Raw genomic sequence first — 14,240 nt, 5'->3', positions numbered from 1 at the left:
GGGATCGCCGATTTCGGGTTGGTGACGGATTCGATTCAGGGTCGGCAATCGGCCCGATAATCGATAGTCACGCTCTGGCCAAGATCGAATTTCATATCCCCGATGCGGTCGCAAACGGCGACAAAATTGGCCACGGGGGCAAGCACAATGGTAAGGACGGCACGCTTTTCCGACCGCCGGTCCTCAGTCAAATCTCTGGCGAAAACCGATTGCGCAAGAGGGGGGCCGCTGGCCACATCCCTTCGCTTCGACCCTGCGGGTCAGGCTGTGAACGAGGCAAATGTCTACGGCCTGGCCGCCTACTTCTTGCCGCGGACCTGGTTCGTGTCTGGCGGATGGCCGAGACCTTGGAACATGGCATGGGCATCAACACGGGACGCATGTCATCGGGAGCGGCACCCTTCAGAATGAAGCAGCCCGGCATCGGGCAGGAGGGTTCGCGCCACGGGTTCGAACACTAACCATGAAACGAAGTATCTCTGCATCGGCATCCTGAAGCACCTCCTTGCGAGACCGTGGATCGACCTGCGCAAGCGCTCTCCGAGCATGTGGAGCGACCCGAGATCGCCACCACGAATGCCGCCAAACTGGATGCCACATGCCGCTACGAGGCGCGTAGAAAGGCTCGCGTTTACTACTCATGCTGACTGGAAAGGGTCAGTTCCACAGGGTCATACCCGCACCTACAGCTTTCGCTCGGTGAAAGGCGAGCGTTGCAATTGCGGTATCTTGAATCCCCGTGCCGGTCAGATCCGCGACCGTAATCTGAGCTTTTGTAATCCTTCCAACCTCTGACCGCGCTATGAGTTGCCCAAGTTCCACGTGGCGTTGACCTTCTGGGATAACATTATCTGCAAGCGCGCAACGGAGTTCGCCCAACTTCCGAGTTTGTGCCAAGCTGTCTGCCACGTACACATCGGCGCGTGCGATTGCACCAGGCGCAATTTCATTCTTATGTTCTGCATCGGATCCCATGGCAGTGAGATGCTGCCCGGGTTCGAGCCACTCGGCAAGCAGGATTGGCTGGGTCGACGGGGTCGTTGTCACGATGACGTCGGATCCGGCAATTGCGACACGAGGGTCGGCATATGCAGTAACAGGGAAACCTAGGCGACTTGAAAGCTCTGCTGCAACGCTTACTGCCTTTGTGATATTGCGTGCCCACAGTCGGGCTTCTCGGATAGGCCGAACGAGAGCGAGCGCCTGCAACTGAAGTTTCGCCTGGACGCCGGCTCCAATGATTGCAGCAATGGAGGCATCGTCGCGAGCGAGGTGCTTTGCGGCCACGGCTCCAGCTGCGGCGGTGCGGATATCCGTCAGGTATCCATTGTCAAGCAACACCGCCTGCACCAGGCCGGTCGTGCTGGAAAGCACCACCATAAGCCCGCTTGTGCTGGGCAGTCCGATACGAGGGTTATCAAAAAAGCCGGGTCCGATCTTCACTGCGAAGCTTTCAAGACCGCTCACATAAGCCGTTTTGACGTCCACCTCGCCATGATGTTCAGGTATGTCTAGTCGTAAGATTGGCGGCATCACCACCCGCTTAGTGGCAAGCGCGTGAAAGGCATCTTCGATGCATTGCACAGCGTTTTGGTCCAATGGCACGAGGCCTCTCAAGACTTGCTCTGTTAGAATGGTGACTTCTTGCATTAGCCGACCTGCTGGAAAATGGTGTGATCGCCGGCCATGACGCGGCGATGAAGGGCCATATTGATATTGCCGCCCGAGATGATGATCGCGATAGGCCCCTTTAGAGCGGTGACCTTGCCGGCAAGAAGTGCAGAAATGCCTACGGCTCCCGCACCCTCGACTACTTCATGCTCATGATCGTAGGCATATCGGATGCCTGCGGCGATCTCTTCCTCACTGACAAGGATAACGTCATCAAGCAGGCTCTGGCATGCCTTAAAGGTTAGTTTGTTTTGCAAGCCAATTCCGCCGCAGAGTGCGTCTGCCAAACTTGGCAATTCCTCAACCTCAACCGGATGGCCTGCCTCAAGGCTTGCCTTCATGGCGGCGCCACGATCCATTGATACACCAAGTATCCGGGCACTTGGACGTAAGCTCGAGATTGCAAGCCCGACGCCAGCGGAAAGCCCTCCGCTTCCGACGGCCACGAGAACCGTCGCGACATTAGGCAATGCTTCGAGAAGCTCGAGACCGATTGTGCCTTGACCCGCAATAATCCTTGGGTCGTCTGATGCATGAATCATCACCATGCGATCGTGTTCTGCGAGACGCTCAGCCTCTTGTTCGGCCTCGTCATAGGAGTTGCCTATGATACGCAGATCTGCGCCCAGCCTTCGAATCTCTGCGATCTTGTTTTCATGAACGAGGTTTGAAACGCATATCGTAGCACGCACCTTCGCAGCAGTGGCAGCATACGACACTGCGCGACCATGATTTCCCGTCGAAGCCGTCACGACGCCGCGTATCTTTTCAGCTTCGGTGAGTTGGCTGATGGCGTTCGTCGCGCCGCGGAGCTTGAAGCTTCCTGTCTTCTGTCGGTGCTCCATTTTTAGGAAGACTTCGACCCCTGACTCGCGGGAAAGCCCTGTGGAGCGAACCAGGGGTGTGTTCACAATCACATCGCTGATGCGCCGGCGCGCCTCGTTTATGTCGGGCAGTTGTATCAAGGGTATGATACTCCTTACGTTGCAAAGGCCCTGTTGGCGGCGCGACTGGTGGTGAGTTGGTGTACTTGCGTGCGAGTTGGACAGTCTCGACTGGCCTATACGACCGATAGGAATCATATCACCCTGCAGCGATGGATTTCACTGACAAGGCAGCGTTTGACGCCGAAATCGCGCGTAAAGATCGACGATCATGCGGCCTTACAGGTTGCCATTTGTCTAAACATAGGGACTGGAATGATGCTGCTTACGCGCAGAGGCCAATGTAATGTCTGCTTTGACCAACAACCTGCTCTCATCCGAAGAGCGCCACGCGGTGATCGAAATGCGTCACGCGATGCACCAGGAGCCCGAGCTCTCAAACAATGAGTGGAAGACCCAAGCGAGACTTCGCGACGCCCTAGAGGCGTTTGGTCTAACGGGGTCCAAGGCATTTCATAAAACCGGCCTCTATGTCGACATTGAAGGATTGGCTGAGGGTCCTTGCCGTTCTGTGGCATTGCGTGGGGACATTGATGCGCTGCCAATCCAGGAGCAACGTGATGATTTGTCCTACCAGTCAGTGCTCCCTGGTAGAATGCATGCCTGTGGGCATGACATGCATACTTCGATCGCATTGGGAGCAGCGCTTGCTCTCCATCGGATGCGGGCAGATTTTTCCGGTAGAGTGCGAGTTTTCTTCCAACCTGCAGAAGAAATGGAACCGGTAGGTGGCCTGTCGGTATTGAAGGAAAAGCTCCTCGATGGTTTCGATGCGGCCGTCGGAATGCACATCATGCCAAGCATTCCCTCGGGAGTCTACGGCGCACGGCCAGGTGCGGCCACCAAATCAGCTGACCAGTTTGACGTCACTTTCAAGGGGTTGATGGCTCATGGGGCCATGCCTCATGAGGGAGTGGATGCCATCGCCATAGCGGCCGCGTTCATCAACGAGGTTCAAAAAGTGGCATCGCGCGAGTTTCCCGGCGATGACGGGGTCATTGTTACCGTCGGGACCGTTCACGGAGGCGAGGCTCGCAATATTATCTGTTCGTCTGTTCTGCTGACAGGAACGATACGCACCACTAGCCTGGTGCGGCGTGCCCATCTCGTGCGTCGCGTTCGCGAGGTCGCCGAGGGCATTGCGGCAACACATCGAGGTGAGGCGGTGTTTACCTCCCATCTTGGCGATCCGCCCGTTATCAACGACGTCGGGATGGTCGCGCTGTTCCGAGATCTTGTTCTTGAAACGGTTGGGGAGTCCAAATTCGTTGAGCCACCAGCTCTCTCAGGAAGCGACGATTTCGGCTACTATTCCAGCTGCGTTCCATCCATATACTTTTGGTTCGGCAGTCAGGAACCCGGTTATGAAACGGGTCTTCACACGCCAACCTTCGGAGCTTCCGACGATTTGCTCATACCGACAACTGAACTGGCTATTCGATACTGTCAGTTGTTGCTCCGCAAATGATCTATCGATCTGGCCGCTCCACGTTAACCCATCCGCTCTATTGTATAGCCGCCCAGACTTGGCTCACAGGCCGGCCGTCAATAGCGCGACAGCTGCGTTCGAGCTCAATATCCAAGTTCAAGATTGATTTCGCGGCAGACAGGTTGCCCAGCAAGAAACTGGCGTAAATTTTGTGTACCAAGCTCCAGGTTCCTTTCAAGAACGTCGTCTGCATTGTGAGCTTCATGCCAAGATAGGACAACGTTTGGAAGCTTTTGTATATTAAGCCGAGAGCCCCACCCATTCGGGAAGGCGGCGCCGTACTCATACTTCCACCAGACATCTGTGGCGAAGCCACCCAGATGTTCCGAAACGAGCGCGTCGTAAAGCGGTCTTTCTTTGATGAGACCGCCTCGGCCCACGTTGATCAGGTATGCCCCTTTCTTCATTGCAGAAATCTCTTCTGCGCCGAACAGTTCCTGTGTTTCTTCCGTTTGCGGCGTTGCCAAAACAACATAGTCGCAATCAGGCAGGATTGCGGTCAAATCGGCCGGTCCATACATGTGGTCCACGTACTCAACAGGGCGCTCTTTGTGTCGGCGCACGCCAATAACCTCCATATCGAAGGCCTTCGCCCGCTTGGCGACGCTCGCTCCGATCTCACCGACGCCTACAACTGCAAGGCGACGTCCGCTGAGCATACCGGAACGATCAGTCGGATCCCAAAGCGGAAATTGTTGTGTCCCGTCCGAAGCCCCCTCTTGTGATTGCGCAAAGTCTTCTTGGCGAGGCAAAGCACAAACATCATCGCTTGTTCGGCTACCGCGATCGAATTGGCTCCACGTATATTCGCAATGCGGAAGTGATTTTTTATGGCAAGGCCCAAGATCCCTAATTGTCCCAAGTCATCTACTCCGCTGTGCATCCAGCTCAAAAATTTGAGCTTTTTGGCGTTCTCTACGACTCCTCTTGGAATCGCCCACGCCAAGAGGGCATCAGCATCGTGAGTGATTGGATCCAGTTCAACGAATGAACTTTCAAATCTCGAATCGTATTGGCCTTGCGGAGCAGTCACTACGGTGTCGGCGGGCAATGAGCTCCTGATAAAGTTGAGTTCATCCTGGGTTGCGTGCCACAGACATGCGACTTTCATGGGTTAGCCTTTCTGATGCGACCAGATTGACGAATGTCTTTAGTTCAGATTGGATATTCAAATATTGGCAAGCCAAACCGAGCGCAGATTTATATCTAGCTGCTGCGGGAGCGAGCGCTGCATGCCCGACAATAAATGCTACAGAGTGCCGCAAGACCCCAAATTTATGCTTTTCACGCGGCAATCCTGCTTAAATTTAGAACTGCGCGAAAATCACGTAATGGCGTAATGGAAGGAGCGTGAATGCCTGTTCAGACTTTCGCTCTAAGGCCCTTAGGGTCGAAAAAGGCCTGGAGCGAAGCGTCCGCGTCATACAGCTTGCCAGCGATTTCGATCTGCCAGTTTCCCGCGTCGATCCATTCTCGGCTTACACCGTCAGCGTGTTTGACATAGCCAAGTCCTATCGAAGACCCGAGCGTGAAACTCTTTACGCCGGACGAAACGTAACCGACGATATCGCCGTTGCGTCGGATAAGCTCTTCGCGGAAGAGCACGGGGCTGGGATCCATCAGCTTAAATGAAAGCAGCCGCTTGCGAGGTGTGCGGGCCGCCTTCTGTGCATCCAAGACGTCCTTGCCCTGGAAGCCGCACGGCTTCGACCAGTCAATTGTGAATCCGAGTCCGGCTTCGAGCAGGGTGTCGACTGGCGTGAGGTCAAGCTCATACTCGCGGTAAGCGCGTTCTGAGCGAAGATGCTCCAGGGCATGGTAGCCGGCTGGACGCAGACCATTCCCATCCCCGGCTTCCCATAAGATATCGAAAACGTGCTGAGCCATTTCCGTAGGAACATGCAGTTCCCAGCCAAGCTCTCCGATATATGTCAGGCGGTTGGCGATGACCCGCGCATAGCCGACATCGATTACTTGGCTGGTGGCAAAAGGGAACGATTCGTTGGAGAGATCGGCGTCGGTGACCTTCGAGAGGATGTCACGGGATTTTGGGCCCTGCAGGGATAGCACCGCATAGGCTGAAGTCACATCCGTCAGCGTAACGTTCCACTCCGCGTCGATATGTTTGCGGATCCAAGCTGTGTCGCGCGGATGCACAGTGGCCGAGGATATGATGAGGTATTCAGTTTCCGAAAGCCGGTTGACGGTAATGTCGGTCTCGATACCACCGTTCTTGTTGAGCATATGCGTATAGACGAGTTTGCCGACGGGGACGTCGACATTACCCGCGCACAGCCATTGGAGGAACCGGCACGCGTCCCTTCCCTGGATGAGGTGCTTGCCGAAGGAACTTTGGTCGAACAACACCGCGTCAGCACGCGCAGCGCGGCACTCCTCGGCAGTATGTCTGAACCAGTTTGGTTCGTCGTACGAGTAAACGTTATTTGTTGGCTGGTCCTCTCCGGCGAACCACATTGGACGCTCCCAGCCCATGCCCTCGCCAAAGCTCGCGCCAAGTTTCGCCCAGCGATCATGGAGAGCACTTTTGCGAACCCCGCGCGAAGTTTCTGGTTGATGGCTCGGCCAGTGCATCTTGTAGTGCAAGCCGAGTACTTCTGCCGTGCGATCGTGCAGGTAACGCTTGTTGATCTGGAAGGGATGGAAGCGGGCCACATCCACGAAGCTGATGTCCATCTGCGGGGACTTGGCAACGATCCATTCAGCTAAGGCGCGGCCGGCGCCCGCCCCATACTCGATGCCTTCGGAGTTGTAACCAGCAGACACAAAAAGGTTGTTCAGTCCCGGGACCTCGCCGATCATGAATAGCAGGTCCGGAGTAAAGCTTTCCGGGCCATTGAAGAACTTAGCTATTCCCGCATCGGCAAGTCCGGGAACTATTTCAATAGCCTTGGTCATAGGCAGTTCGAAATGGTCCCAATCTTCCAAAAGTTCGATGAAAGCCGTCTCCTTGGGCAGGCTCTCCATCGCGAGGGGCTTTCCCCAAGGCTCGAAGGCGCCGATAAGGAGCTTTCCCGCATCCTCCTTTAAGTATACGTGACCATCAGTGTCCCGCAGGACCGGGAGCGTAGGACGGATGAAATCCATCGGTTCCGTGACCACGTAGAAATGCTCGGCGGCGTACAATGGGACGCGCGCACCTAACCGCGCTGCTAAATCACGTGTCCAGAGCCCGCAGGCTAGTACCAGCGTTTCCGCCTCTATGACCCCATGGTCGGTCTGGAGCTGGTAGAGACCTTTCGGCGTCCGCCAAAGGTCTTTTACCTCTTGGTTTTCGAAAATTCGGACCCCATTCTGCTTTGCACCTGCTGCCAATGCCATGCAGGTGTCGATGGGGTTTGTCTGCCCATCCCGGGGGATGAACACTGCGCCCTCGATGATCGAAGCGTCGATTGCAGGATAAAGCGCCTTCGCCTCCGCCGGGGAGATCATATGGGCTTCAAGTCCAAAGCTCTTAGCGACCGACGCGTTGCGGGCGGTTTCGTGGAGACGATCCTTCGTCCGTGCAACGCCGAGCGTGCCGTTGCGTTTGAAACCGGTGGCCTGGCCTGTTTCGGCCTCAAGGGCATCGTAAAGCTCGGCATTGTATTTTGCGATTTCGGTCAACGAATGTGTGCCACGTGTCTGCATGATCAAGCCGGCCGCATGCCAAGTCGTGCCGGAAGTGAGAGTGTTCCGCTCCAAGATCGCGACATCCTTCTTGCCCAACTTCGCAAGATGATACGCAACGCTGGTGCCCGCTATGCCGCCTCCCAGAATGACTATCTCGTGATGACGGGCTGCCAAAGCGCGGGGGCGCACGAATGGGGAATGTGTCATGGAACCCTATGGATTGAATGAAGGGGCATGTGAAGCCGCCGCGTTCTCTGCAAATACTTGGTCAAAGTTAGCCGTGTGCGGCGTGCATATTCTGCGTTTTTTACATAGAATGATCGATTTGGCCGCGAGTGGCGTCGAACTTTTGCGGCTAACAGGCGCGTTCGATCCCTAAGATGCCGTCTTACCATGTAGAAGATGCACTCTGAGACGGGGTAGGGGGCTAGATCGCGTGCTGGGTTATCTTTGAAATCCCTTGCAACTAGTGTTGACGAGATCGAGATTTCCTGACGCGGCGTACGCCGCGGGCATTGACCCGGAGGGCGTAATGATCAGTGTTCATCGGATTGCCGTATTTGATGCCATGCGCTTCGGCGGGTCCAAGCACGGCAACACGAGCTTCGAAGGCGTATTTACGAGGACACAACACAAACGAAAATCATTTGGATCAGTGGAATCCAGAAACAGCTATGATCATCCCGACCATTCTGGATACGTCACCGGCCTGTATCCCGCATGGTTGCGTACAAATTGATATCAGGATCAGTGTTAGTAAATTGTCTCTAGGAGATTGGTAGTATGCAATGGCCCGACTCGGGTTTGTGCCAAATCCTTGCCGGCTGCGGGCACCGGATGTTCACTCAGTCAGTTGGGATAATGCTTCCACGTTTGTAAATCTGCAGACAGACGCTCGTATTAATCCGCTTTATGTTCGGGTTCATCTCCACCATCATCTGGGTAATGTGATCATATTCCTCAACATCTTTCGCTGTAATGATCACGGTGAGGTCGGATGCACCTGTTGTGTAGAACGCCTGCTGTACATAGCTCTCGCCCAGCAACCATTTCTTAAGCTGGTTAAGAAGGTCCTTGCGCTCTCGCTCAACCTCTACGGCGGCTAGGAATACCAGCGGGCGGCCGACCTTTTTGCCGTCAACCACAGCGACGGTAGCGACGATAACCCCTAAGTCTTTCAGACGTTTGATTCGGCGCTGGACCGCCGATGCCGACAGGTTCACCACTTCGGCGATCGTCGAGGCCGGGAGTTCGGCGTCGACCTGGATGATCTCGAGGATCTTCCTGTCGTAGTCGTCGATGTCTTCAGTGCTCACAGGTTGCCTCCGACGAAACTGAACAGCGATCCCCGCAAGTTTTAACCGGAGCCTGTACTGTCTGCCAACACCTCCAGATAAAAGCAGACCAACGCATTGGTCGTCTGAGCCAGAAGGCTGTCTGATGCCCACTGTTGATTTCCACACCTAGACGTTTCGGCGGGGGTTTGGAAACCATGCAAATCTCACGTCTGGAGTGGGGGCCGCACCATTGTAAAGCGCACGACGGTGCGGCGGCCGTCATTTTCAATGTTGATAAAATAGGCGATGTGGGACCTGGGCTAGGCGTTCACCTCCGTTTTCGGTGACTGCGAACGTCTCCGAGAGCGCAATACCCTGCTTATCTAGCCAAAGGCCTGACTGGAAGTGGAAGCACATTCCCGCTTCCAGGACAGTCTTATCACCATTCTGGATGTTGGCTGTCTTCTCACCCCAGTCCGGCGGGTAGGCAATGCCAACAGGATAGCCAACGCGGCTGTCTTTTGTAAGATTATTCCTTCGCAGGACATCCTGCCAGATATTCTCGACCTCGCCGCACGTCACACCCGGTTTCGCAGCCTCAAGTGCCCGATCGACACCTTCGATGATGATATCGGCAAGTCGGCGCGGCTCGTCGGTCACTTTACCAAGAAGGATCGTTCGAGCAAGCGGGCTGTGATACCGCTTGCGGACGCCCGCCAGTTCTAGAACAACCATTTCGTTCTCGGGCATGTCCCGGTCGGTCCAGTACAGATGGCAGGCGTGGGCATTCTCACCAACCATCACAAATGGAAATGCCGCAGGAGAGTCCCCGTAGAGCCCATCGGTGCCCATGACCGATGTATGGAGGATGTCAGCTGCTACCTCATAGCTCCTTTTTCCGGCCAGCAAGTTGTCGATAGCCTCCTGCATGGCGACGGTGGTGATTTTCCCGGCCTCTCGCATGTAACGGAGTTCCGCTGGCGATTTAGCCAGCCGAACCCAGTTTACGAGACGACGGTTGTCGACGATCTTGGCGTTGGGCAACCCCACCACGAGAGTCTGATGGCATCGGGCAGTGTAGTAGTCGACGTCCATTTCGACCCCGATCGTTTGGCTGGCCCACCCGCGAGTTTGGATGTGCTCGCTTAGCAACTGGAAGGGATGGACGTGCTGCTGATGCAGCATAGTTTCTGGGTACGGCAACAAATTCTTCTCGGGCAGTCGGGTGGTAACCTTGAGGGACGATGTGTCCATCATGCGACCGAACCAGAACGGTTCAGCTTCGTCTTTGTGCACCAGGAGGACCTGGGGCACATAGAACGAGAGCGCATCAAGACCCGTTAGGTAATTAATGTTCGCCGGGTCGGTACAAAGCAGAAGGTCTATTCCAGCACCTTCCATCCTCTCCTTGATCTTTCGAAGGCGCGCATCGTACTCTTCCGCGTCGAATGGGATTACATATGACATGTGACTTCTCAACTTTCTGACTCTAGTGCCTATTGGGCTTTGCCTGCCATCCAGCCGAGAATTTTTGCGTCGTTCTTCGAGACCCAGTCCTTCGCGAAGGTGTCGGGATCGATTTTCTTGGTGCCAACCGCATCGATCCACTGGGCGATTTCAGCCGGATCAAGCGTGATGTTGTTGAGGAGTGCGACAAGCTTCGGATCCTTTGCTTCCAGCTCCTTGGCATAGGCGATGTTGACCGAGATCGGAGCCCAGGCGGTCGTCGACGATGACATCGCAAGCCAGTTCGGGTTCTGGTCGGGCTGTACAATCTTCCACTTCGCCGGGTCATGCGGCGGCTCGTCGAGCATTACGACCTCCTTGCGGGAGAAGGTCGGGTGAGGGGTGTAGCAGATGCCTATCCATGGCGTGTCAGCTCTTATCGCCTGTTCCAAGTCCACAATCGCAAGGCTTTCCTCGACAGTCGTCAGTTCAAAGAGGTCGGCATATCCGTAGTCTCGGGCACGGATAAGCTCGGTTTTTGACGAGCTCCAGCCGGCAGGGCCGACCCAAAGTTTCGGCTTGCCGCCTGCAGCCGACCTGAATACGTCTGCGATCTCGGGACGCGACAGATCATAGATCGACTTCACGCCGAATTTCTCCTGCGTGTGACGCGTGGTGCACATCCCGGAAATTGAAGGGAAAGTCAAACTGCCCAGTTTGACGGTTTGCTTTTCCTTGACGTAGGTGTTGATCAGACTGTCGTGGTTCGGAGACCAGATTTCTGGCAGAATATCGATCTCGCCTTTATCCATCGATGCCATAATGATAGGCAGTGTACTGTTGACCACCTCGGCAGACGCACCGAAGTATTTTTCTGTTATTTCCTTCAGGACACTGGACATCGCCTGGAGCGATGGCCAATTGGAGGATCCGATCTTGATTTTCTCCTGGGCCGCTGCCGGTGCGGCCAACCCCATTGCGACGGCAAGAGCGAGCATCGAAAGCTTGATCTTCATTGGTTATTACTCCTTTTCCCTTGTATGAGCCTATCCAAGATGATGGCGCAGATCAGCACTGCCGCCCCCACCAAGAAACCTTGTCCGACGGACGCGAATTGCAGTGCCTGCAAAACATCCTCGCCCAGGCCGCCGGCGCCAATGAGCGAAGCAATCACCACCATCGATAAACACATCAAGATCGTCTGGTTGATCCCTGCCATGATCGACGGCATGGCGAGCGGCAACTCGACTTTCACCAGACTCTGCCAAGGGGTCGCACCGAACGCGACGGCCGCCTCCCTGATGCTGAGCGGTACCTGCTGAAGACCCAGAGCTGTCAGGCGCGCTACCGGCGGCATTCCGAAGATAATCGTGGCCAAGACCCCCGGCGTCTTACCGATGCCAAAGAATGCGATGATGGGCACCAGATAGATGAACGCGGGCATCGTCTGCATGAGATCGAGCATAGGCCGGAATATGCGGTACGCCCTTGGGCTCTTGCCGCAGATAATTCCCAAGGGAATGCCTATGCTGAGCGCCAACACAGCCGCCGTTCCCAAAAGCGCGATCGTAACCATGCTCTTCTGCCAGAAACCGAAAAGAGCCAGGTAAACCAATCCTGCCCCGGTGAACGCTGCGGTTCCAGAGCCCGCAAGCAGCCATGCAGCAAAGACAACCACCAGGATCGTACAAATCCACGGAAGTCCTTCGAGAAGGCTTTCCACCGAGGCGACTAGTGCCGAGATGCTTCCTGTAATCGCATCAAAGATCGACCGGCCCGATTGTGTTATCGACGTAAAAAATCGATCGAGGGCAGTTGCTGTAATACCTGCCAGCTCTGAGGTGTTCGTCTGGATGGCCAGCGTACTGGCAAGTTGTGGTACTTTGGCGCCGAAAAGCGCGACGACGTAGATGATGACTAACAAGAGCCCACAGGCCACGACACGCTGATAGCTGCGTCTTGATGGCGTGGCTCGGTCCCGCCGCCAGCGCATGTACTGGCGCGAATAGAGCCAATCTCCTGCCACTGCAAAAATCGCCCGCAAACCTAGCAGGCCTGCGATAGTTGAGACGATTAGCATCGTTGCGGCCCGAGCCTTGTCGTTGGCAACTGCTCTTTCGTTCGCCGCTGACTGAGCGAGCGACTTCGAAAGTTCCTGCATCTGGTTCGCCGCCGCCTCATTCCCTTTCTGGCGCTCGTCATTCGCCTGGGTGAGGCGCGCCTCACTAAGTTTTTCAAGTGACTGAGCACGCGACATGTTGTCGACGCTGAGGCCACCGGTGCTCAGGAAGACAATGCCGATGACCAAGGCAATCTCGACCAGCCCTGCTACCAGGAACGCCCCGAACAAGCCGCGTGAAGCAGCCCACAATGGACCTACTATGGCGGCTGCCCAATTGGGTCTGAGTCTGGCGCGGCTTCCCTCAAAGAGGTCCGCAAACTTACCTTGGTAGTAGCTGCTGTTGACGCCCGTGAATTCGGCGATTGAACTCGACCAGTCCTGCTCCCTGTATGACCTTGTCATGTCAGCGGACTTCCTTCATTGCGGACAGCATCGTCTCTATTGTCACCATTCCGACGGTACGTCCGGATTGATCCACGATTGCAATGTCGGAGCGGGTTTTTGCGCCTGTGGCGATCAACTCCGCCAGAGGCGTTTCAAGTGTGGCGACGGGTGCGTTTGCAACGTGGGGGGGCTCAGTAGAATTTGCCGGAGTCATCACGTGACGCGCGGTAAGGATGGGAACGCGCGAGATGCCGCGGACAAAGTCTGCAACATAGGCATCTGCCGGCGAGGTAATGATGTCTGCAGCCGTTCCGAGTTGGACGATCGCGCCGTCTTTCATGATCGCGATGCGGTCACCCAGATGGAAGGCTTCCTCCAGGTCGTGCGTGATGAACAAAGTGGTTTTTCCGAGGTCGCGTGAGAGCGCCAGGAATTGGTCCTGCAGATCCCGGCGGATCAGCGGATCAAGTGCTCCAAACGGCTCATCCATCAGCAAGACTGACGGATCGGCAGCCAGAGCTCGCGCAATTCCGACGCGCTGGCGCATACCGCCAGAGAGCTCGGAGGGAACCCGGTCTTCCCACCCCTTGAGGTCCATCTGTTCGATTGCGGCCTGAGCGTTTGCCCAGCGCTGACGCTTTGACACGCCTTGCAGTTCAAGGCCAAAGGCGACGTTGTCCCTGACTGTCCGGTGGGGCAGGAGGGCAAAATCCTGGAAGACCATCCCGACCTGCTTGGAGCGAATTGAGCGGAGCTCCGCACTCGTAACCTTGGAAATGTCAACGCCATTGAGGCGAATTATCCCGGTTGTCGCTTCGATGAGACGGTTCACATGTCTGACGAGCGTTGACTTGCCACTTCCGGAGAGGCCCATGATCGCAAGGATTTCGCCCTTCTTGATCGAAAAACTTACGTCTCTGACCGCAACGACACACCCGAAGCGCGCGAGAACCTCGTCCTTACCGAGGCCTTCATCCAAGATAGCCTCCATAGCCTCCGGCGCACGGGTGCCGAAAATCTTCCACACGTTGGAACAGGATACCACTGGTTCGCGCTGGTCGACGCCCAGTTGGTTGCCAACTCGCTGACCTTCCTCGAAGGCCGAAGCGTGGCTTCTGCTGTGCATAGCATCAGCGAAATTCGTCATGGTCCGTTTTGTTCCCCTTGTTAGCTGACAGTATATTGAGCGCCGAGCGCACTTCTCGCGCGTATTTCGCGATCTTTAAGCTGCTAAACCGCGCGGTGACCAGTAAAATCGCCGCCACACATCGCCTGTC

Annotated in this window: 11 protein-coding genes and 1 pseudogene; 2 read left to right on the top strand and 10 right to left on the bottom strand. The window is 55.7% G+C overall.

Annotated elements, in window-relative coordinates; all coding sequences use genetic code 11:
- Positions 1-20 precede the first annotated feature (20 nt).
- Positions 21-461 (top strand): annotated as a pseudogene (locus tag HGP13_RS37015) (aldehyde dehydrogenase family protein); the annotation flags it as partial.
- Between the two features lie 196 nt (positions 462-657).
- Here HGP13_RS37015 and eutC read toward each other — a convergent pair.
- Entirely contained in the window at positions 658-1,650 is a 993-nt protein-coding gene (eutC, locus tag HGP13_RS37010; protein WP_172235155.1) for an ectoine utilization protein EutC, read from the bottom strand.
- Positions 1,650-2,636, bottom strand: a complete 987-nt coding sequence (eutB, locus tag HGP13_RS37005; protein WP_246707509.1) for a hydroxyectoine utilization dehydratase EutB — start codon at positions 2,634-2,636, stop codon at positions 1,650-1,652. The genes eutC and eutB overlap by 1 nt, the downstream gene beginning before the upstream one ends.
- A gap of 265 nt (positions 2,637-2,901) precedes the next feature.
- Here eutB and HGP13_RS37000 point away from each other — a divergent pair, with 265 nt between their 5' ends.
- Positions 2,902-4,083: a M20 family metallopeptidase gene (locus tag HGP13_RS37000; RefSeq protein ID WP_172235153.1), complete on the top strand. Its 1,182-nt coding sequence runs from the start codon at positions 2,902-2,904 to the stop codon at positions 4,081-4,083.
- A gap of 104 nt (positions 4,084-4,187) precedes the next feature.
- On the opposite strand, the gene HGP13_RS38480 is transcribed toward HGP13_RS37000, so the two are convergent.
- From HGP13_RS38480 to HGP13_RS36965, 8 genes are all read right to left on the bottom strand, one after another.
- Entirely contained in the window at positions 4,188-4,763 is a 576-nt protein-coding gene (locus HGP13_RS38480; RefSeq protein ID WP_246707508.1) for an NAD(P)-dependent oxidoreductase, read from the bottom strand.
- Complete coding sequence (locus HGP13_RS38475) at positions 4,733-5,155, bottom strand: hypothetical protein (RefSeq protein WP_246707507.1); 423 nt, start codon at positions 5,153-5,155, stop codon at positions 4,733-4,735. The genes HGP13_RS38480 and HGP13_RS38475 overlap by 31 nt, the downstream gene beginning before the upstream one ends.
- 311 nt (positions 5,156-5,466) lie before the next feature.
- A complete protein-coding gene (locus HGP13_RS36990; RefSeq protein ID WP_172235152.1) occupies positions 5,467-7,941 on the bottom strand; it encodes an FAD-dependent oxidoreductase in 2,475 nt (824 codons plus the stop codon).
- A gap of 638 nt (positions 7,942-8,579) precedes the next feature.
- A complete protein-coding gene (locus HGP13_RS36985; protein WP_109670719.1) occupies positions 8,580-9,050 on the bottom strand; it encodes an Lrp/AsnC family transcriptional regulator in 471 nt (156 codons plus the stop codon).
- Between the two features lie 246 nt (positions 9,051-9,296).
- Positions 9,297-10,478, bottom strand: a complete 1,182-nt coding sequence (locus HGP13_RS36980) for a M24 family metallopeptidase (RefSeq protein WP_172235151.1) — start codon at positions 10,476-10,478, stop codon at positions 9,297-9,299.
- Positions 10,479-10,507: 29 nt separating this feature from the next.
- Complete coding sequence (locus tag HGP13_RS36975; protein ID WP_109670715.1) at positions 10,508-11,473, bottom strand: glycine betaine ABC transporter substrate-binding protein; 966 nt, start codon at positions 11,471-11,473, stop codon at positions 10,508-10,510.
- The gene (locus HGP13_RS36970; RefSeq protein ID WP_172235150.1) at positions 11,470-12,981 is read right to left on the bottom strand and encodes a proline/glycine betaine ABC transporter permease; all 1,512 of its coding nucleotides are present in this window, start codon (positions 12,979-12,981) and stop codon (positions 11,470-11,472) included. Before HGP13_RS36970 ends, HGP13_RS36975 begins: the two co-directional genes overlap by 4 nt.
- A gap of 1 nt (position 12,982) precedes the next feature.
- Positions 12,983-14,110, bottom strand: a complete 1,128-nt coding sequence (locus HGP13_RS36965; protein ID WP_246707506.1) for a betaine/proline/choline family ABC transporter ATP-binding protein — start codon at positions 14,108-14,110, stop codon at positions 12,983-12,985.
- Positions 14,111-14,240: the final 130 nt, after the last annotated feature.

The sequence above is a fragment of the Mesorhizobium sp. NZP2077 genome (genome assembly GCF_013170805.1).
Lineage (GTDB): Bacteria > Pseudomonadota > Alphaproteobacteria > Rhizobiales > Rhizobiaceae > Mesorhizobium.
This window is presented reverse-complemented; position numbering and strand designations above follow the sequence as displayed.